This is a genomic window from Legionella sp. (assembly GCF_047605385.1).
Lineage (GTDB): Bacteria > Pseudomonadota > Gammaproteobacteria > Legionellales > Legionellaceae > Legionella.
Genome location: NZ_JASGFU010000052.1, coordinates 1 through 18,608, shown reverse-complemented (window position 1 = coordinate 18,608; position 18,608 = coordinate 1). Strand labels below are relative to the sequence as shown.

The following is an 18,608-nucleotide window of genomic DNA, read 5'->3' as shown; positions in this document are numbered from 1 at the left end:
AGCACGCCTTAAGCATTAGTTTAGGATTCTTTCTACTTAAAAGTCAACCAATATCTCATAAGCCTATTAGTATAATACGTAGGTTGGTTCGGGACGCATCGCTATTAAGTTAAGCAAATTATTCACCGGCCTACGTGCCGCGGCGTGAGCACCGAAAGTGAAGGGATAAATTTTATGAATTCATTAAATGATAAAGTTATTTTAATTACAGGTGCTTCTAGTGGTATCGGTGAAGCCTGTGCGCATTTATGTGCGGCACAAGGTGCCCAATTGATTTTATGTGCGCGTCGTTTAGAGCGTCTGCAGTATTTAGCTCAAGAGTTAAGTCATCAATACGGGAAAGAGCATCATATTTTGGCTCTTGATGTTCGTGATCATGAACAAGTAACCAGTCAAATAGAGTCTTTAGCGTCAAAATGGCAAGCCATTGATGTGCTAATTAATAATGCAGGCCTGGCTTTGGATACATTACCCTTACATCAAGGAATTGTAGATCACTGGGATACAATGATTGATACCAACATCAAAGGCTTACTCTATGTTAGCCGTGCGGTGATTCCAAGTATGATTGCACGCAATAGAGGTCATATCGTCAATATAGGTTCGATTGCAGGACATGAGTGTTATCCCAATGGTAATGTTTATGTTGCTACCAAGCACGCCGTGCATGCTTTGTCTAAATCCATGCGTTTAGACCTCCTTGGTAAGCCTATTCGCGTAAGCGAGATTGCTCCAGGTGCAGTAGAAACAGAGTTTAGTGAGGTACGTTGGAACAATAAACAAAAGGCTAAAGCGTTTTATCAGGGTTTTCACCCTTTAAGAGCTGAAGATATTGCTGATGCTATTGTTTATTGTATTACGCGGCCTGCGCATGTGGATGTGGAGCAAATGATCATCATGCCAACGGTCCAAGCTTCAGCAAATCATCTCGCACGTGATCAGAAATAAAAATATTTACTGAGATGCAAATTCTGTATAAAAATTTAACAAATATGCGTCTATGGTCTATCATATAAGTATATAGGTGATGACTGATCCTACCTGAACCATTAAGTAATTTTTCAGATAGGGAGGGCAGTTTGGTGGGTGGTGAGCAAACCTACATGAGCCAAAGTAGGGAGCCTTAAATTCATCATAAACCTCCAGTGTAGACACCAGTAGCGGCTCAGAATTTGGCAAGTCGTTACCTGTATAACTTCCTCTTTAAGAAAACAATCTATTAATGTTTCTTCCTAATCGGTATTTTCCCACATAAAATTTTGACCAAAATTTGGTCATTTTAAGAAAGCTATTGTATAATTAAAGTGCAATATCTGTAGAAGCATTCGCACACCCAAAGATACATATAGACAGTAAGTATGCAGTTGGAGCTAATAGTTTGCTTGCAACTGGTGCTCAGAGTGCTTGCTGGCATTTGCTGGTAAGAAGTCGCAATCGACGGTCTATCTTTAATGGATTAGGAAGGGACTATGAAAAAATTAATTATTTCTTTAACCGTAGTTGCATCAATACTTTTTATAACTGGTTGTGTTACGAAAACCGTTTATTATACACCGGCTTACAGTAGTCGTTATGTCTATTCAGTGGGTTATTATGGTGGGCCGTATTGGAATGATGCCTATTACTACGGCTATGATGACCTAGGTGATGTGGGCTATTGGGGATTATACGATTCTTATAATGTTTATTAGGATAAGATCTCATTATTTTGAAGAGGTTGTGCTGTTGAGTTTCTTAAACGATGCGGTTGCCTATTGGGAGCCATTTGCTGTCGTGGAGGCAAGCGATGATAACTCAGGAAAGCTATGTTACTGAATTCCTGGATTATAGTTCATTGCCTGCCTCCTGGCCTTCATAAATGATATTATTCTTTAGCGCGGGAAACGTATTCGCCTTTACGAGTGTCTACTTTAATTAATTCCCCTGTTTGTACGAATAAAGGCACACGTACTACGGCACCTGTTTCTAAGGTTGCTGGTTTACCGCCACCACCGGAAGTATCACCTTTTAAACCTGGATCAGTTTCTACAATTTCCAGCACTACAAAATTAGGTGGTAATATTTGAATAGGATCGTTATTCCACAAAGTGACGATGCAAATGTCTTGCTCCTTTAACCATTGAGCAGAATCAGCGAGCACTTCTTTAGTAATTGCGTATTGCTCAAAATTGTCAGGAACCATGAAATGCCATAACTCGCCATCATTGTAGAGGTATTGCATTTCCACATCTGCTACGTCTGCAGATTCAATTGTTTCGTTCGATTTTAAAGTGCGTTCAACAACACGGCCTGTCTTTAAGTTACGAATTTTAATACGAGTAAAAGCTTGGCCTTTTCCTGGTTTTACGAAATCACACTCAAGAATTGTACAAGGTGCGTCGTCGACCATTACTTTTAAGCCGTTTTTTACATCATTGCTGCCATAAGTTGCCATTGCTACTCCACAGTTGAGATTTTACTGGATTTTCGTTAAAGTGCGCACAGTTTATCAAGTCTATGTCATTAATGCGAGATACCTCTTTAAGTTGGCAGAAAAAGTTAGCACAAGGTTTTACCTCTGCAGCTGCCTTATTAGAATATTTGGATTTACCTATAACACCTGGAAGTATCTTAGCGGAAAAGCTATTTTCTAGTCGTATTCCTTTGGGATTTGCACAACGTATGCAAAAAGGAAATCCTAATGATCCTTTGTTATTACAAGTTTTAGCAACTGCAAATGAGCTTGCAACCCCAGCAGGGTTTGAAACCGACCCCTTACGAGAGCGTAAAAGCAATCCTTTAAAAGGATTAATCCATAAATATCATGGGCGTGTTTTAATTACTTTAACTGGTATTTGTGCTGTGAATTGTCGTTTTTGTTTTCGTCGGCATTTTCCTTATCAAGACAATAACCCTGGACGCCTGGGCTTTAAAGACATCGGTGAGTACATTCGTAAGGATAAAAGCATTACGGAGGTCATTTTAAGTGGGGGCGATCCTTTATTGGCTTCAGATTTAGTATTAACAGAGTTAATTCAACAGCTAGAACAGATTCCTCATGTGCATACTCTTCGTTTTCACACTCGTATTCCAGTGGTGTTTCCTGAGCGTATTGATCAAACTTTTCTTGATATTTTAGCACATACCCAATTACATAAAGTAATCGTAGTGCACAGTAATCATCCCCAAGAATTAGATGATGGTGCAGTGCGTCAGGCGGTACAGGCTTTGCGGCAAGTAGGGTGTCATTTATTAAATCAAGCGGTATTATTGGCAGGAATCAACGATGATGCACAAATTTTGGCCTCGTTAAGTCAGGCTTTGTTTGCTCAACGCATACTACCTTATTATTTGCATGTGCTGGATAAGGTTCAAGGTGCGGCTCATTTTGATTTACCTTTTACTAAGGCTCAGGAAATTTATCAACAATTACAAAAATTGGTTCCTGGCTATTTATTACCGCGCTTAGTACGTGAAGAACCAGAAAAATTAAGCAAAACGCTCTTAATTTAAAGTTTTTTTAAGTACACTAAGGGCTGCTCATTTTCTAAAGAAATAATTTTGTGAAGATATAAATGAACTATTTAGCTGGATTAAAAACAGGTGATGCAATTGAGCTAATCGCGCCAGCATCACGCTGTTCTGATGCCGAATTAAGAGGCTTGCTTGATTTACTGGAATCTTGGGGATTACGTGTTCTTGTGTCTGATACTTTGTTTGGTAAAGACTTACTCTGCGCTAATAGTGATGAGCAGCGTTTTCTGCATTTAAAAAATGCCTTATATAATCCGGAAAGTAAAGCCATTATTTGTGTGCGCGGTGGTTATGGTGCAACGCGCCTCCTGCCTCAACTTACACAACTTAAAGCTCCCGCAATGGCTAAGATTTTTGTAGGTATGAGTGACATTACCTGTTTGCATTTGTATTTACAACAACATTGGCATTGGCCAACCGTGCATGGTTCCGTATTGCCTGCCAAGCTTTCAGCAGAATCTCTTGCCTCGTTAAAATCAATTTTATTTGCGCAAACTCCCAGTGTGGTGTTTAACACGATGAAGCCTTTAAATCAGCTGGCGCAAGCATCAGGCCTTATTCAATCTCAGGTAATTGGTGGTAATCTTACTTTGGTACAGGCAAGTATTGGCACTCGATGGCAAATGAATGGCAGCAGACGATTCATTTTGTTAGAGGACGTTGGCGAGCGTGGGTATCGTGTGGATCGCATGCTGGAACACTTGCAACAAGCTAATCTATTTCAAGATGCTACGGCAATTATCTTTGGTGATTTTCTTGAAGGAAAAGAGCCAAATGGATCTTCATTAATTCAGCCCGTATTAGAACGCTTTGCTGCCCAATGCCCTATTCCTGTGGTGCAAATAGAAGGAGTTGGGCATGGCCGCACCAATTTCCCCATTCCATTGGGAACAGATGCTTCGTTACAACTTGGTGTGGATATTAAGTTAACTTGTCAATTAGGTATTTACCCCTAAATATCACTTTCTTCGTCTTGATATAGTTTAATTAATTTATCTTGGGCGGAGGTGGTGCCTTGGTTGATAGGTTTGTAAGTGCCATCACTTTGCATTTCCCAAGTGTTGCAATTATCCTTTAAGTAATTTTTAATAATTTCTTGCTTGATGCGTTTCTTGCTGTGCTCATTAAGGATTGGAAACATAATTTCAATGCGATGATATAAATTCCGTTCCATGAGATCAGAGCTAGCACAGAAGTAATGCTCTTCGCCATCAATACGAAAATAAAATATGCGGTGATGCTCTAGAAAGCGACCGATATATGAGAGCACGCGGATATTTTCAGAAATTCCTGGTAAATTTGGTTTTAAACAACAGACTCCACGAACCAACAAGTTAATTTTAACTCCAGATTGCGATGCTTTGTATAAAGCCTGAATGATGGTTTTATCAGTTAACCCATTGACCTTAATTAAAATTTCCGTGTCTACTCCTTTTTCTGCTGCAGCAGAGCATTGTTCAAAAAATTGTAACATTGTTTTTTGCAAGGTAAATGGGGAGTGACTTAACGCTTTAAGCTTTACTACTTTGCCAAGACCAGTAAGCTGTTGAAAAATAATTTGTGTATCTGAGGTAATTGTCGGTTCCCCAGTTAATAAGCCAAAGTCCGTGTAGCGTTTTGCAGTTTTCTCATGATAATTACCGGTGCTCAAATGCACATAACGTTTTAATTTACCATGGGTACGACGTACCACCAAGGTCATTTTGGCATGGGTTTTGTAGCCCACAACACCATAAAGCACTAAGACCCCCGCCGTGTGTAACCGATTTGCTAATTTAAGGTTGGATTCTTCATCAAAGCGAGCGCGTAACTCAATGACCGCGGTGACTTCTTTTCCAGAATGAGCAGCATCCACCAAAGCATCGACCATCACGGATTCAGAATCAGTTCGATATAGGGTTTGGTTAATTGCCAAAACATTGGGATCTGCTGCTGCTTGGCGGACAAAATCGATGACCACTTCAAAACTTTGGTAAGGTAAATGCAGCAAAATATCTTGCTCATCGAGTACATCAAATAGATTTCGGCCATTGTGAGGGAGTTGCGGATATTGTGCAGTAAACGGTAGATAGTTTAAATCTGGTCTATCTAAGGTATTGATAACACTTAAATAACGCTGTAAATTTACAGGCCCATCACAATAATAAGTGTCTTCATGACGTAAATGATATTTTTGCAGTAAGAACTCGACAATTTCTTTGGGGCAATTTTTTTCAATTTCCAGACGTACGACATGACCATAATGACGAGAAAATATTTCGCGTTGGACTGCTTTAGCCAGGTCATCAATTTCTTCTTCACGTAAAAATAAATCGCTATTACGAGTTAAACGAAATGAGTAACAGCCACTAATTTCCATTCCTGGAAAGAGACTGTTGACATGAGCTGTAATAATGGATGATAAGTACACAAAATAATGAGCGTCGCCACATAATTCTGAAGGTAAATGAATAACGCGTGGAATGGAGCGTGGAGCATGTACTACGGCATAATCAATGCGACGGTCAAAGGCATCTTTACCACTTAGCGAAATAATAAAATTCAAACTTTTATTAATCAATTGTGGCAGTGGATGGGCTAAATCCAACGCAATTGGGCTAATAACAGGCTGAATTTCATGTTTAAAATAATGTCTTGCCCATAAATGAATATCTTCGTTCCATTCACTGATATCTAAGAAATGAATGCCTTCCTTACGCAAAGCAGGCAATAGTTGCTTGTTAAAGGTAGCATATAATTCATCAATTAAAAGATGAGTTTTGTGGCTTATTTGGCTAAATGCTTCTTCTGGACGTAAACCATCAATGGTTAATTTTCCTGAAGACAATGCAATTTTTTCTTTTAAACCTGCAACACGAATTTCAAAGAATTCATCAAGGTTGCTACTGCAAATGCTTAAAAAACGCATCCGTTCTAATAAGGGTACACGTTCATCATTAGCCAGTGCCAGGACGCGTTGGTTAAAGGCAATTGCCGAAAATTCTCTGTTAATATAATACTCAGGGTTATCCAATACAGTATCCAAGGGCAACTCCTTTTTTAACTACATAATTCATTATGGCTTAAGACACTAAAAAATAACAAATTCCGATAAAACCAAGAAAACCATAAAAAGGTGATAAATTCCAAAAAGTTAGTGCTAAAAAAAATAAGAAACAGCATAGAGCTATGGGAATGGAGAAATACATGTTTACTACTCCTTGAGCCACTGAATAGCTGGCCGCAGCCAATAATGCTAAGGCACCGTATTGCACACCGAGCATGATTTTACGGGTTACAGGTCCGTTATGACTTGTCAGCCATTGATAGCCAATAATAGTCATAATGAGTCCAGGTAAATTAAGACAAAGTACTGCCAGTACTAAACCGACAAATCCTGCTGTTTTATAACCAATCAATGCAGATAATTTGACTGCTGTTAAGCCTGGAAAGACAAAGCTTGACCCGACCATGGCAATAAATTCTTCTTGCCCAATCCATTGTCGATAGTTTACTGCTTCATATTCTAATAATTTCAACATGGAGTTGCCACCACCTAGTGAGATCAACCCGATTTTGCCGAAGCTGTAAGCAATTGCCAGTATGGTCTTGATCATAAATGTAAAATATGTTTTAGAAAGCTTACATATTCGCAGGAAATCTGTTGTCCTAGCAAGTATTCGGCAAGGTTTTCTACTAATTTTTGCGATCTGCCTTCAATGCAGGCACTAAAATAGATTTGCTTATGTACTTCAAGATGTGCTAATTCCAGTTTGACCTTGGGGGTGGTTGGAAATTTATAGGTAAACGCTTTCTTTTGTACGTAGACTTCGATTCCTTCATGAATCACTTGTTGTGTGATTTCTTGGAGCAAAGGGTCATTACTACGAGTTTTTTTCGAATGAGTATCATCATATTCAAGATTGATTTTAGCAGCAAAACCAAAAGCTATAGTTGATTTTTGGCGTAGGGGTTTATAGAGCAATTCATCACGACGACGTTTAATATTGTAGTTTTTATTCGGCAGCAGAAAGTAATAATCTTCGTGGTGTTTCTGTTTGTAATTAGTGATGTCCAGTAGGGCATTATCAAGCAAATTAAGTACTATAGGTTGATCATTGGGCCAAAAATATCGCACTTCCCATTTTAAATCCTCTGAAGGATAGGGAGTTAAAAACTCTCGGGGAAATGTTGTGGTTTTTGCAGCAAATTCAAAATTCCAAAGTAATCTCTGATTCATACTAGGGTGCGTCCCATAATTATTTCCTATCTTAACTAAAGACATAAGTGGCTGTATTTTTAACCATATGCTATTGTTTTAAAAAAAAGTATATACTATATGTTTATCCTGCAATAATGAAAAAAAGCAAGGGAAGGTGTTTTTATGGCAATTTTATTTTTCCTGATTTATCTCGTTTTTACGTTGATTGTTCTTTATCGGGGGATGAGCCCACTAGTATGGGAATTAGGCAGCGTATTTTATTTAGTTATCGCAACATTTGCGATTGGATTGCCATGGATTATTGGTTTTATTCTATGGCTTGTTATTGTTGTCGCTCTCTTAATCGTGTACATGGAGCCATTACGCACCAAAATTGCGGATTATTTATATAAAACCGCGGGTAAAGCAGTTCCCAAGCTGTCTAAAACGGAAGAGGATGCACTCAATACTGGTGATACTTGGCTTGAAGAAGATATTTTTAGAGGAATACCTGATTGGGATCGTTTGTCTAACGTCTCATCAGAACTTAGCGCAGAAGAAAAATCCTTCTTCGATAATGAAACTCAAACTTTATGCGATATGACCAATGAGTGGCGTATTTCGCAAGTTCATGATTTGTCAGGAGAGGTTTGGGCTTATTTGAAAGATAATGGCTTCTTTGGCATGGTTATTCCTAAAGAATATGGTGGCAAAGGTTTTTCGGCACGTGCTCATTCAGAAATAGTACAAAAAATTGCTACTCGCTCAGGCGTAACTGCAGTAACTGTGATGGTTCCTAATTCTTTAGGACCTGGTGAACTGATTAATTATTATGGTACTAATGAGCAAAAAAAATTATATTTGCCTCGCCTTGCCAAAGGTCTTGATATTCCCTGTTTTGCACTGACTGAGCCTGGCGCAGGCAGTGATGCAACCTCCATTCAATCCGAAGCCCTTGTAGTTGAAAAGAAAATAGATGGTCAAAACGTTTTAGGTTTAAATATTACGCTGGACAAACGATGGATCACTCTAGCACCAATTGCCACCTTAATTGGTTTAGCGGTTTATGTAAAAGATCCACATGATTTATTAAAAGGTGAAGGAGTTGAAGGGATTACTTGTGTGTTGGTTCCTCGAAATACTAAAAACCTAATCATAGGAAATCGTCATATTCCTGCAGAACAACCTTTTATGAATGGTACCATTCGTGGTAAAGATATTTTTGTGCCAATTTCTGCGGTAATTGGTGGCCAAAAACGTGTGGGCAGTGGTTGGCAAATGTTGGTTGAATGTTTGTCTATTGGACGTTCTATTTCGTTACCTGCATTAGGTGCTGGCTCATCAGCTGTTTCTTATTTAACCTCCGGTGCTTTTGCACGTATCCGCCGTCAATTTAATGTTGAAATCGGGCAGTTTGAAGGGGTTGAAGAAAAGCTTGCAGAGATTGCTGGTTTAACCTATTTAACCAGTTCAACTCGTTTGTTGACTGTTGCTGCAGTTAATGAACACAAAAAACCCTCGGTTGCTTCTGCAATTACTAAGTATTTTAATACTGAATTAGGACGAATTGTAGTTAATGATGCCTTGGATGTGCATGCAGGTCGCGGTGTAGTGGTTGGCCCACGCAATTATTTAACTAATTTTTATCAAGGTATTCCTATTTCGATTACGGTTGAAGGTGCGAACGTAATGTCACGGAACCTTTTGATTTTTGGCCAAGGTTCTATGGCATGTCATCCCTTTATTCGTGATGAATTTTATGCGGTTGCCAAGGAGGATAAGACTGCATTTAGAGAGGTTATTTGGAAGCATATCCAATATTTCATGCAAAATTTTGCTAAAACCATTTGTACTGCATGGACTGGTGGTTTATTTATTAGTGTCCCCAATAGTCCGATGAGAAGAGAATACCAGCGTTTGACCCGCTTAAGTTATGCTTTTGCTTGGATGGCGGATTTTTCGCTAATTTATTTAGGTGGTGAGTTTAAACGTAAAGAACGCTTATCAGCAAGATTAGCAGACGGTTTATCTTACCTCTATATGGCAATGGCGGCTTTACGTAGCGTGCAATTGAATCAGGATCATAAAGATGAACAATTGCATGCGCAGTGGGCTGTAGGGTATTGTTTTTATCACGCACAAAAAGCATTAATTGGCTTATGTAATAATTTTCCATCAAAAATTTTGGGATTTATCATGCGCTTGGTTGCTTTTCCTTTCGGACAAACCATGCGTTATCCTAGCGATAAATTGTCTCATCAATTGGCAGGTTTGATGATGACCAACAACACCGTCCGTGAGCGTTTAAAAAGTTACATCTATTTAAGTGGCGATGCAAAGCAACCTATAGATAGAATGGAACATGCATTGCAGTTAATTATTCAAAACGATGAATTGCATAAAAAGATCCGTAACTTACGGCACGTGAAATTTGGTCATCTCAAAGAGAAGTTAGACGAAAAGCTGGCGAATAAAGAATTAACACAGCAAGAAGTAGATGCTTTACTTGCGGAAGAAGCTGCTCGTTGGGATGCTATTTTGGTCGATGAGTTTACTTTTGAATCAATGAAAAATAATACGTTTGATTCTGTAATCGATGATATAACGTCTCCATTCATGTAAATTTTTACAGAGTTTTAACAACTATTCTGAAAAGCGATGCCGGTTAATGGATGTCGTTTTTGCTATAATCTAGATTAAATGTTGTAGGTTTTTGTTAAAGAGAGATAAAATTATGGCTACCACTACATCATCCATACGTGCTTTAGGGACATTTCCTTCGCCTGAGACTATTCAAAAAATATTTAATGTCGCTGGGCTTACAACGGAAGGTGCTTGGTATGCCCATGGGCGCATCACCAAATCAGCCGATAACGCTACATGTTTTGTGAAAGAACCTGGATTGAAAAAAGATGTACTTGATGCGACAGCACGATTTGCTGAGCATATTGAGTTAAAGCTTACTCCTAATGGCAATCCCCATCGTGGACAATACATTGAAACCTCTGACCAAAAAAACTTGCAGAAAAATATTGCCGAAGCAGCTGCTAAAGACTTAGCTGATAAATTATCGGAAGAAATAAAATTGGATTACGCAGTGAGCGAAGCGGGCCATTATGTTCGTGGTTATAGTTCAAGTAATGGCGCATTAGATTCGCATTTCGTTGACTCTTTAGACAAATTATTTAATGCTTGGTTAATAAGCAAAGATTATATTATCAAAGATGGTTTCATCTATAATGCTAATGATAAAGTGCAAAGTGAAAATACGCGGATTGATCCTGAAATCATTAAACAATTGCTAGAGGATGGCGGCCTTGAAGAGTTTATGCTTAATAAAGGAGTAAAAGCTAAATTAAGAGTTCGTGATTATCCAGGAGAGCGTACAGAAGCTGAGAAAAAACAAGAAGTTACTTCAACACTCAAGCGAGTGGAAGCGGCGCGTGTAGCAGAAGAACAAGCACAAGTTCCGGAAGTTGAGGCAGAAGAAGCACCGCATGCTGGAGCAGGCTCGGCTCATTAAGAATTCAATATAGGTTACAGAGCGTTTGCCACCTGTAACCGCTCTAAGGAACCAATATCAAACCAAATTCCTTGATGTAAACTTGCCGTAGCCTTTTGTTGATCTGCCCAATGCCGAAGTAAAGGGACTACAGTATAACGACCGTGTTTATAGCTTTGAAATACCTGGGGATGATAGCAACAAATGCCGGCAAGAGTGTACTCCCGATCGTTATTTGTTAGCTGAATCTGCTTGGTTAATCCAAAATCACCATGATGTTGCAAAGCTGGATTTTTTTTAACTAAAACTACATGAATTGCATTGGATACAACAGGCTTGATTTGCCGAAAATCAAAATCAGTATAGATATCTGCATTAACGGTGATAAATGATTGATTACCTAATAAAGGAAGGGCATTAAAAATACCGCCACCCGTTTCAAGACCTCCTGGAGGCTCCGGAGAATAACAAATTTTGATGCCCCAACGAGAGCCATCGCCTAAGTATTGCCGTATCTTTCCACCAAGATAGGAATGATTAATTACCAATTTTTCAAAACCTGCTTTTGCCAAATTAAGCACATGATGCTCAATGAGTGGCTTGTCTTTAACGATACATAAGGCTTTGGGAGTCACATCTGTAATGGGTCTTAGGCGCTCGCCGCGACCAGCAGCCAAAATCATTGCCGTTTTCATGGTAAATAAACTCTCATTTGAAAGAAGTTAAATAAAGAATGCAATTCTTCATAAGTTTCAACGCATTCCAGTACATAGCTTAATGTTAATGGTAAATCCTTAAGATAACCCGATTTGTTGTCACGTAAATGTAAACGACAGAAAATGCCTAAAACCTTTAAATGTCTTTGTAAGCCACAAAGATCAAAGGCACGAATAAATTCAGGCAAAGTATACATACTAGCTAAAGAGTTTTGTTCATAGAACAACTCAACCCATTCTAAAATTTTAGCGCGAGGCCATGCTATATAACAATCTTTAAGCAAAGAGACTAAATCATAGGTTAATGGGCCACACATTGCATCTTGAAAGTCAATTACTCCCATGAGCAGTTCTGGTGGTTGGTTGAGAATCATCAAGTTACGTGAATGATAGTCGCGGTGAATAAAGGTTAATGGTTGTTTCGCTACTTCGGTAGCAATCCAGTCCATAGATTGTTGCAATAAGGAAATTTCTGGAGCACTTAATTCCAATGCAAGGTAATTGCACAAAAACCAATCAATACAGAGCTTCATTTCATGCATCATAAAAGCATGATCAAATGAAGCAAGTTTGGGATCGTTAATAGTGCATGATTGAATTTTGAGTAACGTTTTAATAGTTTCTTTGTAATAATTATCTGCTGTTTCTGCGCAAAGAGCATTTAAAAGCAGGTTATCTCCCAGATCGTTTAGCAGTAAAAAACCTTGTTGCAGATCTTGAGCTAAGATTTTGGGTGTTAATACATTAACTTGTTCTAAAGCTTGAGCAATATGAATAAACGGCATTAAATCCTCTTTGCCCGGAGGAGCATCCATAATGACGTAACTTGAATCTTTATGCTGGATGCGGAAATATCTTCTAAAACTGGCATCTCCTGCCAAGAGCTTAATTTCAAATTCAGAACACTTTATTGTCTTAGTAAGCCACTCTTTCAGTGCGTTTTCTCTTTCATGCATGATATACTTCCCATCAATTCAGGTATGTAACGGTTCAAGCCTCATTATGGATATGAGATTCAAAATGAATTGTTACTCTTAATTTTTAACTGTGTTCGCACGCAGTAGATTGTTTTTTGTGTGCATGATAAGGCATTTTATTACTTGTGGACAAGATTTCGGTGAAATGGTTTCTGATGTGCGGTATAACAACTGCCATTAGTACCCTTATGATTATCCATCATAAGACAGCTCATGCTCAAGTATTGATCAATGAACCAGTGCAAGCTTGTGTAGTGGCTCGTGATGTGGATTTAACAAATGCATTAAGAGCTCGTTTTGCCCATTGTCTAGGTTGGCAAACAGACCAAAGTACACCGATTTGTTTAGGCTCCTACACACCAATTACCGTAACACCTTTAGCATCACCTGATGAGGTGCGCATTATGGCTGATAAGGCTTCCTTCTATGAAAATAAGCCTTCAAAACTCTCTGGTAATATAGAAATTCAACAATCACAACGCATTGTAAATGCTCAAACAGCTTATGTGTACCGTGATGCTAAAACGAATAAAATCACTAAAATTGAATTTTTAGGAAATGTTCATTATTTAGAACCTGATAAATTAATGATTGCCAGAAAAGCAGTGATTTATCCTCAAGATAAATCAGGACAAACCGAGGATGTTCTTTACCGATTTAATACGAATAAAGGTCATGCTTTATTACCTGCTTGGGGTCGAGCAAGCTTGATAAAGCGATTTGCCAACTCCGACTATTTACTGCGCCAGGCAACTTATACAACCTGTGCTCCTCAAGATAAAGCTTGGGATTTGCAGGCAAAGTCCATCAGTATTGATAATAAGAAAGCAGTAGGTGTTGCCCGGAATGTGACTTTACGTTTCCGTGAATGGCCAGTTTTTTATGTCCCTTATTTAAGCTTTCCTACCAATAAAGAACGTAAATCTGGATTTTTAATGCCTATTGGTGGCTATTCCAATACGGGAGGTTTTGATTTAGGTATTCCTTATTATTGGAATATGGCACCTAACTATGATTTAACTTTATTGCCGCACGCTTATTCTGAGCGAGGTGTGATGTTAGGAGCTGAATATCGTTTTCTTACTGAAAAAAGCACTGGGATAATTGCCGGTAGTTTTTTGCCTGATGATCAAGCATATCGTTTCTTTTTACATAATAATGAAGAACAGTTCCCACGTTTGCGTGATAATTCTACGAATCGCTGGACAGCGGGTATTCTTGAAACTACTCAATTTACTCCTGATTTACGTTTGCACCTGAATGCGCAACAAGTATCTGATGATTATTATTTCCAAGATTTCAGTACGAACTGGGCTTTAATTACGCAAAGACAGTTATTGCGCCAAGCAGATCTGACTTATACTATGGAAAACTGGATGTTTAAAGGCATGGTACAAAGCTACCAAACCCTACATCCAGTAAATGAAACGCCAATTGCGGATCAATATGAACGATTACCACAATTACAAGCCCATGGTTACTATTATGACTTACCCTTACATGCTAATTTAAATATCCTTGGGCAGTATGATCAGTTTTTCTGGCCAGGAACTTGGTGGGAAGGCGCGCAAATTGGAATGCCACGAGGACCTCGCTTACATTTTAATCCGGTATTGTCACTGCCCCAGCGTAAATCCTGGGGGTATATTACGCCTTCAGTAGAGTTTGTTGAAAATTATTATCAAGTAAAAAATAATTGGGGACCAGTACATACCGATTATAATCGCTTTATTCCACGCTATTCTGTGAGTAGTGGCCTATTCTTTGATCGGGATTTTACTTTTTTGGGTGATGCATACACTCAAACTCTAGAGCCGAGTATATTTTATTTGCGAGTGCCTTACCAAAATCAAGATGCTATTCCTATTTATGATACGGCAAACATGATCTTTAATTTAGATCAATTGTTTAGAACTAATCGTTTTTCAGGATTTGATCGTATTGGTGATGCGAATCAATTATCTTATGCATTGACCACGCGCTGGTTATCTGAACGTACTGGCAGCGAGTTAGCTAATTTTTCTGTTGGCCAGATTAAATATTTTAGTCCACGCCGCGTGCAATTATGCCGCAGTTTGACAGAATCTTGTTTTGACAATCCTTATGAAATAGGCCAGCTTTCCCCACTTGCTTCAACATCACCAATCGCTTCTCGAGCAGTATATCGTGTCAATTCCAAATGGAGAGCAACCGGGGATTATGTATGGGATCCAGCGACTTCTGCTACCAATAATGGTGATTTAAATTTACATTATCAACCCGTTCCTAGTGCAATTATTAATTTTGGATACAGTTACTTAGTAAATGGTGATGTCACTGCCGTTCGTCGTAATAGTGTAAAAAATGATGCTTTGCATCAGGCCTTGGTTTCTGCTTCATTACCAGTTACTGATAAATGGAGTGCAATTGGAGCATACAGCCATAACATCAGTAAAGATTACAGTATGATGTCATTATTAGGCATGCAATACGATAGTTGTTGCTGGGCAGTACGTGTTCTAGGCGGACGAACATTTAAAAACCTAAATGTGTCTTATGAACCGCAATACAACAACAATATCTATTTCCAAATACTATTAAAAGGCTTAGGCTCTGTCGCGAACAGTGATCCTAGTGGAGTATTGAGAACTTATATTCCTGGTTATAATGATCCATTTCATCGCTAAGAATCAAAAAGCGTGTTAAGATAATGACATAATTTAAACAAGGCTGCTTGTATTTTGGGATTAACATAACATAGTGTTTCATTATTCCAAAAATTTTGCGATGCAGCCAGGATTGCGTATAGATTGCTCGAGATAGTTAAAGAAGGATTACGGCATGTATAAAAGAATCGCACTCATAAGCATATTATTGATAGCAACCAGTATGGTTCAAGCAAAGCAACTATTAGATAAGGTAGTTGCTGTTGTAAACGATGGAGTAATCACTGCGAGTGAACTTGATAAGCAAATAGCCCTTGCCAAGAAACAGTTGCTTGCTCAACGACAAGAAGTACCTCCAGAAAAAATATTACGTAAGCAAGTGCTGCAACATTTAATTGATGTTGATCTACAAATGCAAATGGCAAAGCAAAATGGTCTGACAGTAGATGAGACGGAGTTAAATCAGGCGATTGAACGGATTGCTACAGCAAATCATGCTACAGTATCACAAATGCGAGAAGAAATTGCTAAACAAGGTATGGACTGGAAGGAATATCGGGAGAGCATCCGTAAAGAAATACTTCTTTCTAATTTACAACAAAAAGCAGTAGGTCGAGATGTTGTTATTACTAATGAACAAGTAGAGCAATTTCTCAAAACAGAAGGAGGTGCACCTGTTGATCGCACAAACTTAACCTACCATATTCAAAACATTGTTATTCCATTAAGTGATAAACCAACAGCGGTTCAAGTACAAAAAGCACAAGAGATTGCAGCTAGTTTATTAAAAAGTATTAAAAGGGATACGGATTTAAGTCAGTTAGCAATTGAAAAATCTAAAGGTGATTTAATCTTGGAGAGTAGTGATTTAGGTGAAAGACATTTGGTTGAATTACCTGATCTTTTTGCGAAGGAAGTTATGAATATGAACGTAGGCGATGTTTCTCGTCCTCTACGTGCAGGCAATGGAATTCAATTAATTAAGTTAGTAGCAATTGGCGGTGAGCAAAAGCATCATGCAATCATGGTAACTCATGTACGCCATATTCTCTTAAAGACCGATGCCAGTATGCTACCTGAAGATGCAAAGAAGCAAGTCAATAATATTTATCAACAGTTAAAATCAGGAAAAGATTTTGCACAAATGGCCAAAAAATATTCTTTAGATCCCAGTAGTGCAATTAAAGGCGGTGATTTAGGTTGGATTAGTCCAGGTGAGACAGTACCTGAGTTTGAAAAAGTCATGAATAAACTGCCTTTAAATCAAGTAAGTCAGCCAGTAAAAACACAATTTGGCTGGCACCTAATTGAAGTTTTAGGCCGTAAGCAGCAAGATGATTCTTCTGCATTCAAAAAGCAACAAGCAAGACTCTATTTACATCAACGTAAATTTGCAGAAGCGGTACAAAATTGGCAACAACATATTCGTATCGATGCTTACGTTAACATTGTTGATAAGGATTTAGCATGAAGCCACTGCTGATTAGCAGTGGTGAACCGGCGGGAGTTGGGCCCGATCTTTGTTTAGCACTGGCGAATTATGATTATCCACTGGTTGTTCTTGGGGATATTCGTGTTTTAGAGGCACGTGCTAAGAAGTTAAAGCAAAAAGTTTATTTTAGTGAATACGAAAGTGGACAAAAAATGACTCCACAACCTGATCATTTATACATACTTCCAATAACTTGTCCTGCGCCAGTTGTGCCAGGTCAATTAAATTCACAAAATGCATCTTATGTATTGCACATGTTAACTCAAGCTGCGCAATTATGTGGGCGCCATGAATTTTCGGGCCTGGTAACAGCACCTGTGCATAAAGCTGTAATTAATAGAGCAGGTTTTTCTTTTACCGGTCATACAGAGTTTTTCGCAGATTATTTTAATCAAGAAACTGTAGTTATGATGCTGGCATGTTCACAAATGAAAGTTGCTTTGGTGACAACACATCTACCATTACGTTTAGTTCCTGATGTGATTACTATTGAATTAATTATCAAAGTGATTTTGCAATTGCACCAGTCGTTAACTCAAGATTTTGGCATTAAAAATCCTCGCATCAAGGTTGCTGGCTTAAATCCACATGCTGGTGAGGCAGGTTATTTGGGCAGAGAAGAGATAGAAGTGATTACACCCGCATTAACCTTATTACGAAATAAAGATCTAAACATACAAGGCCCATTTCCTGCAGATACATTGTTTATAAAAGAGCATCTACAAACAAGTGATGCTTTTGTTACGATGTATCATGATCAAGGATTACCCGTTCTAAAATATGCTGGCTTTAATGAAGCAGTAAATGTGACCTTAGGATTACCAATAATCCGTACCTCAGTAGATCATGGAACGGCACTTGAGCTAGCAGGTAAAAATATTCTTGATGCAGGCTCAATGTTGAGTGCAGTTGAAATGGCACGAACTATGGCTTTATCAAGGATACAAAATGACAATAATCAATTTAATAGCAGCAATCGATGAAGCAGGTGGTTTAGGTTTTAATAATCAACTACTCTGTCACCTTCCTGCAGATCTGCAACATTTCAAAACAATCACCATGGGTAAGCCCATCATTATGGGACGCAAGACCTTTGAATCCATTGGTCGCCCTTTACCTGGTCGTCTTAATATAGTATTGACCACAAGAGCAATTGCTCCTGAGGGTGTAGTCATAGTTAATTCCTTGGAACAATGTTTTGAACTCACTAAAGAGCAAAATGAAGTGACAATCATAGGTGGCGAGCAACTTTTTGCAAAAACAATTAGTCTCGCTTCTCGCTTATATATTACTCGCATCCATTATCGATTTACTGCTGATGTATTTTTTCCAGAAATTAACGAACGTGAATGGCAATGCATTAGTAAAGAGTTTCATGCCAAAGATAAAGAGAACAAATATGATATGACATTCTATATCTATGTAAGACTGCCTATCGAATAGTGGAAAAAAAAATCAATGTGAGTGCTCATCACTCTAATTGAGCACACCTAAATAGATAAAAGAAAAATAGTTAAGAAAAAAGAAGAAAGTGTTTGACATAGGAAGAGAAATCCGTAGAATACGCAGCACGCCTTAAGGGC

Annotated in this window: 16 protein-coding genes; 10 read left to right on the top strand and 6 right to left on the bottom strand. The window is 38.5% G+C overall.

Features of this window, described 5'->3' with window-relative positions:
• Positions 1–174 precede the first annotated feature (174 nt).
• Together QM652_RS11115 and QM652_RS11110 are read left to right on the top strand one after the other, a co-directional pair.
• Positions 175–948, top strand: a complete 774-nt coding sequence (locus tag QM652_RS11115; protein WP_415075763.1) for an SDR family NAD(P)-dependent oxidoreductase — start codon at positions 175–177, stop codon at positions 946–948.
• A 521-nt stretch (positions 949–1,469) separates the two neighbouring features.
• Complete coding sequence (locus QM652_RS11110) at positions 1,470–1,691, top strand: hypothetical protein (RefSeq protein WP_415075761.1); 222 nt, start codon at positions 1,470–1,472, stop codon at positions 1,689–1,691.
• 173 nt (positions 1,692–1,864) lie between these two features.
• Here QM652_RS11110 and efp read toward each other — a convergent pair whose 3' ends face one another.
• Complete coding sequence (efp, locus tag QM652_RS11105) at positions 1,865–2,434, bottom strand: elongation factor P (protein WP_415075759.1); 570 nt, start codon at positions 2,432–2,434, stop codon at positions 1,865–1,867.
• 71 nt (positions 2,435–2,505) lie between these two features.
• On the opposite strand from efp, the gene epmB reads away from it, so the two are divergent.
• Both epmB and QM652_RS11095 read left to right on the top strand, forming a co-directional pair.
• Positions 2,506–3,492 carry an EF-P beta-lysylation protein EpmB gene (gene epmB, locus QM652_RS11100; RefSeq protein ID WP_415075767.1) on the top strand — a complete coding sequence of 329 codons (987 nt, stop codon included), beginning with the start codon at positions 2,506–2,508 and terminating at the stop codon, positions 3,490–3,492.
• Positions 3,493–3,554: 62 nt separating this feature from the next.
• A complete protein-coding gene (locus QM652_RS11095) occupies positions 3,555–4,469 on the top strand; it encodes a S66 peptidase family protein (protein ID WP_415075757.1) in 915 nt (304 codons plus the stop codon).
• On the opposite strand, the gene ppk1 is transcribed toward QM652_RS11095, so the two are convergent.
• The 3 genes from ppk1 to QM652_RS11080 are packed head-to-tail and all read right to left on the bottom strand — an operon-like array spanning position 4,466 to position 7,732.
• Positions 4,466–6,538, bottom strand: a complete 2,073-nt coding sequence (ppk1, locus tag QM652_RS11090; RefSeq protein WP_415075755.1) for a polyphosphate kinase 1 — start codon at positions 6,536–6,538, stop codon at positions 4,466–4,468. The genes QM652_RS11095 and ppk1 overlap by 4 nt on opposite strands.
• Before the next feature lie 37 nt (positions 6,539–6,575).
• Positions 6,576–7,109 carry a chromate transporter gene (locus tag QM652_RS11085; protein WP_415075753.1) on the bottom strand — a complete coding sequence of 178 codons (534 nt, stop codon included), beginning with the start codon at positions 7,107–7,109 and terminating at the stop codon, positions 6,576–6,578.
• Positions 7,106–7,732 carry a hypothetical protein gene (locus QM652_RS11080; protein ID WP_415075751.1) on the bottom strand — a complete coding sequence of 209 codons (627 nt, stop codon included), beginning with the start codon at positions 7,730–7,732 and terminating at the stop codon, positions 7,106–7,108. The genes QM652_RS11085 and QM652_RS11080 overlap by 4 nt, the downstream gene beginning before the upstream one ends.
• 144 nt (positions 7,733–7,876) lie before the next feature.
• On the opposite strand from QM652_RS11080, the gene QM652_RS11075 reads away from it, so the two are divergent.
• Positions 7,877–10,315, top strand: a complete 2,439-nt coding sequence (locus QM652_RS11075) for an acyl-CoA dehydrogenase (RefSeq protein WP_415075749.1) — start codon at positions 7,877–7,879, stop codon at positions 10,313–10,315.
• Positions 10,316–10,427: 112 nt separating this feature from the next.
• On the top strand, positions 10,428–11,216 hold the full coding sequence (locus tag QM652_RS11070; protein WP_415075747.1) for a hypothetical protein: 789 nt from the start codon (positions 10,428–10,430) through the stop codon (positions 11,214–11,216).
• A 14-nt stretch (positions 11,217–11,230) separates the two neighbouring features.
• On the opposite strand, the gene murU is transcribed toward QM652_RS11070, so the two are convergent.
• Positions 11,231–11,890: an N-acetylmuramate alpha-1-phosphate uridylyltransferase MurU gene (murU, locus tag QM652_RS11065; RefSeq protein WP_415075745.1), complete on the bottom strand. Its 660-nt coding sequence runs from the start codon at positions 11,888–11,890 to the stop codon at positions 11,231–11,233.
• Complete coding sequence (locus QM652_RS11060; RefSeq protein WP_415075743.1) at positions 11,887–12,867, bottom strand: aminoglycoside phosphotransferase family protein; 981 nt, start codon at positions 12,865–12,867, stop codon at positions 11,887–11,889. Before QM652_RS11060 ends, murU begins: the two co-directional genes overlap by 4 nt.
• Before the next feature lie 209 nt (positions 12,868–13,076).
• Between QM652_RS11060 and QM652_RS11055 the strand changes: the two genes are divergently transcribed.
• The 4 genes from QM652_RS11055 (at position 13,077) to QM652_RS11040 (ending at position 18,468) form a co-directional block, all read left to right on the top strand.
• Entirely contained in the window at positions 13,077–15,554 is a 2,478-nt protein-coding gene (locus tag QM652_RS11055; protein ID WP_415075765.1) for an LPS-assembly protein LptD, read from the top strand.
• A 154-nt stretch (positions 15,555–15,708) separates the two neighbouring features.
• On the top strand, positions 15,709–17,004 hold the full coding sequence (locus QM652_RS11050) for a peptidylprolyl isomerase (protein ID WP_415075741.1): 1,296 nt from the start codon (positions 15,709–15,711) through the stop codon (positions 17,002–17,004).
• Positions 17,001–18,008 (top strand): 4-hydroxythreonine-4-phosphate dehydrogenase PdxA, encoded by a 1,008-nt coding sequence (gene pdxA, locus QM652_RS11045; RefSeq protein WP_415075739.1) that lies wholly within the window; start codon positions 17,001–17,003, stop codon positions 18,006–18,008. Before QM652_RS11050 ends, pdxA begins: the two co-directional genes overlap by 4 nt.
• Complete coding sequence (locus QM652_RS11040; RefSeq protein ID WP_415075737.1) at positions 17,974–18,468, top strand: dihydrofolate reductase; 495 nt, start codon at positions 17,974–17,976, stop codon at positions 18,466–18,468. The genes pdxA and QM652_RS11040 overlap by 35 nt, the downstream gene beginning before the upstream one ends.
• Positions 18,469–18,608: the final 140 nt, after the last annotated feature.

Coding starts and splice junctions, on each gene's coding strand:
- efp (WP_415075759.1), bottom strand. CDS start 2,434: ATGGCAACTTATGGCAGCAATGATGTAAAAAACGGCTTAAAAGTAATG.
- QM652_RS11060 (WP_415075743.1), bottom strand. CDS start 12,867: ATGCATGAAAGAGAAAACGCACTGAAAGAGTGGCTTACTAAGACAATA.
- QM652_RS11080 (WP_415075751.1), bottom strand. CDS start 7,732: ATGAATCAGAGATTACTTTGGAATTTTGAATTTGCTGCAAAAACCACA.
- epmB (WP_415075767.1), top strand. CDS start 2,506: ATGCGAGATACCTCTTTAAGTTGGCAGAAAAAGTTAGCACAAGGTTTT.
- QM652_RS11095 (WP_415075757.1), top strand. CDS start 3,555: ATGAACTATTTAGCTGGATTAAAAACAGGTGATGCAATTGAGCTAATC.
- pdxA (WP_415075739.1), top strand. CDS start 17,001: ATGAAGCCACTGCTGATTAGCAGTGGTGAACCGGCGGGAGTTGGGCCC.
- QM652_RS11070 (WP_415075747.1), top strand. CDS start 10,428: ATGGCTACCACTACATCATCCATACGTGCTTTAGGGACATTTCCTTCG.
- QM652_RS11055 (WP_415075765.1), top strand. CDS start 13,077: ATGATTATCCATCATAAGACAGCTCATGCTCAAGTATTGATCAATGAA.
- QM652_RS11040 (WP_415075737.1), top strand. CDS start 17,974: ATGACAATAATCAATTTAATAGCAGCAATCGATGAAGCAGGTGGTTTA.
- QM652_RS11075 (WP_415075749.1), top strand. CDS start 7,877: ATGGCAATTTTATTTTTCCTGATTTATCTCGTTTTTACGTTGATTGTT.
- QM652_RS11050 (WP_415075741.1), top strand. CDS start 15,709: ATGTATAAAAGAATCGCACTCATAAGCATATTATTGATAGCAACCAGT.
- QM652_RS11085 (WP_415075753.1), bottom strand. CDS start 7,109: ATGATCAAGACCATACTGGCAATTGCTTACAGCTTCGGCAAAATCGGG.
- QM652_RS11110 (WP_415075761.1), top strand. CDS start 1,470: ATGAAAAAATTAATTATTTCTTTAACCGTAGTTGCATCAATACTTTTT.
- murU (WP_415075745.1), bottom strand. CDS start 11,890: ATGAAAACGGCAATGATTTTGGCTGCTGGTCGCGGCGAGCGCCTAAGA.
- QM652_RS11115 (WP_415075763.1), top strand. CDS start 175: ATGAATTCATTAAATGATAAAGTTATTTTAATTACAGGTGCTTCTAGT.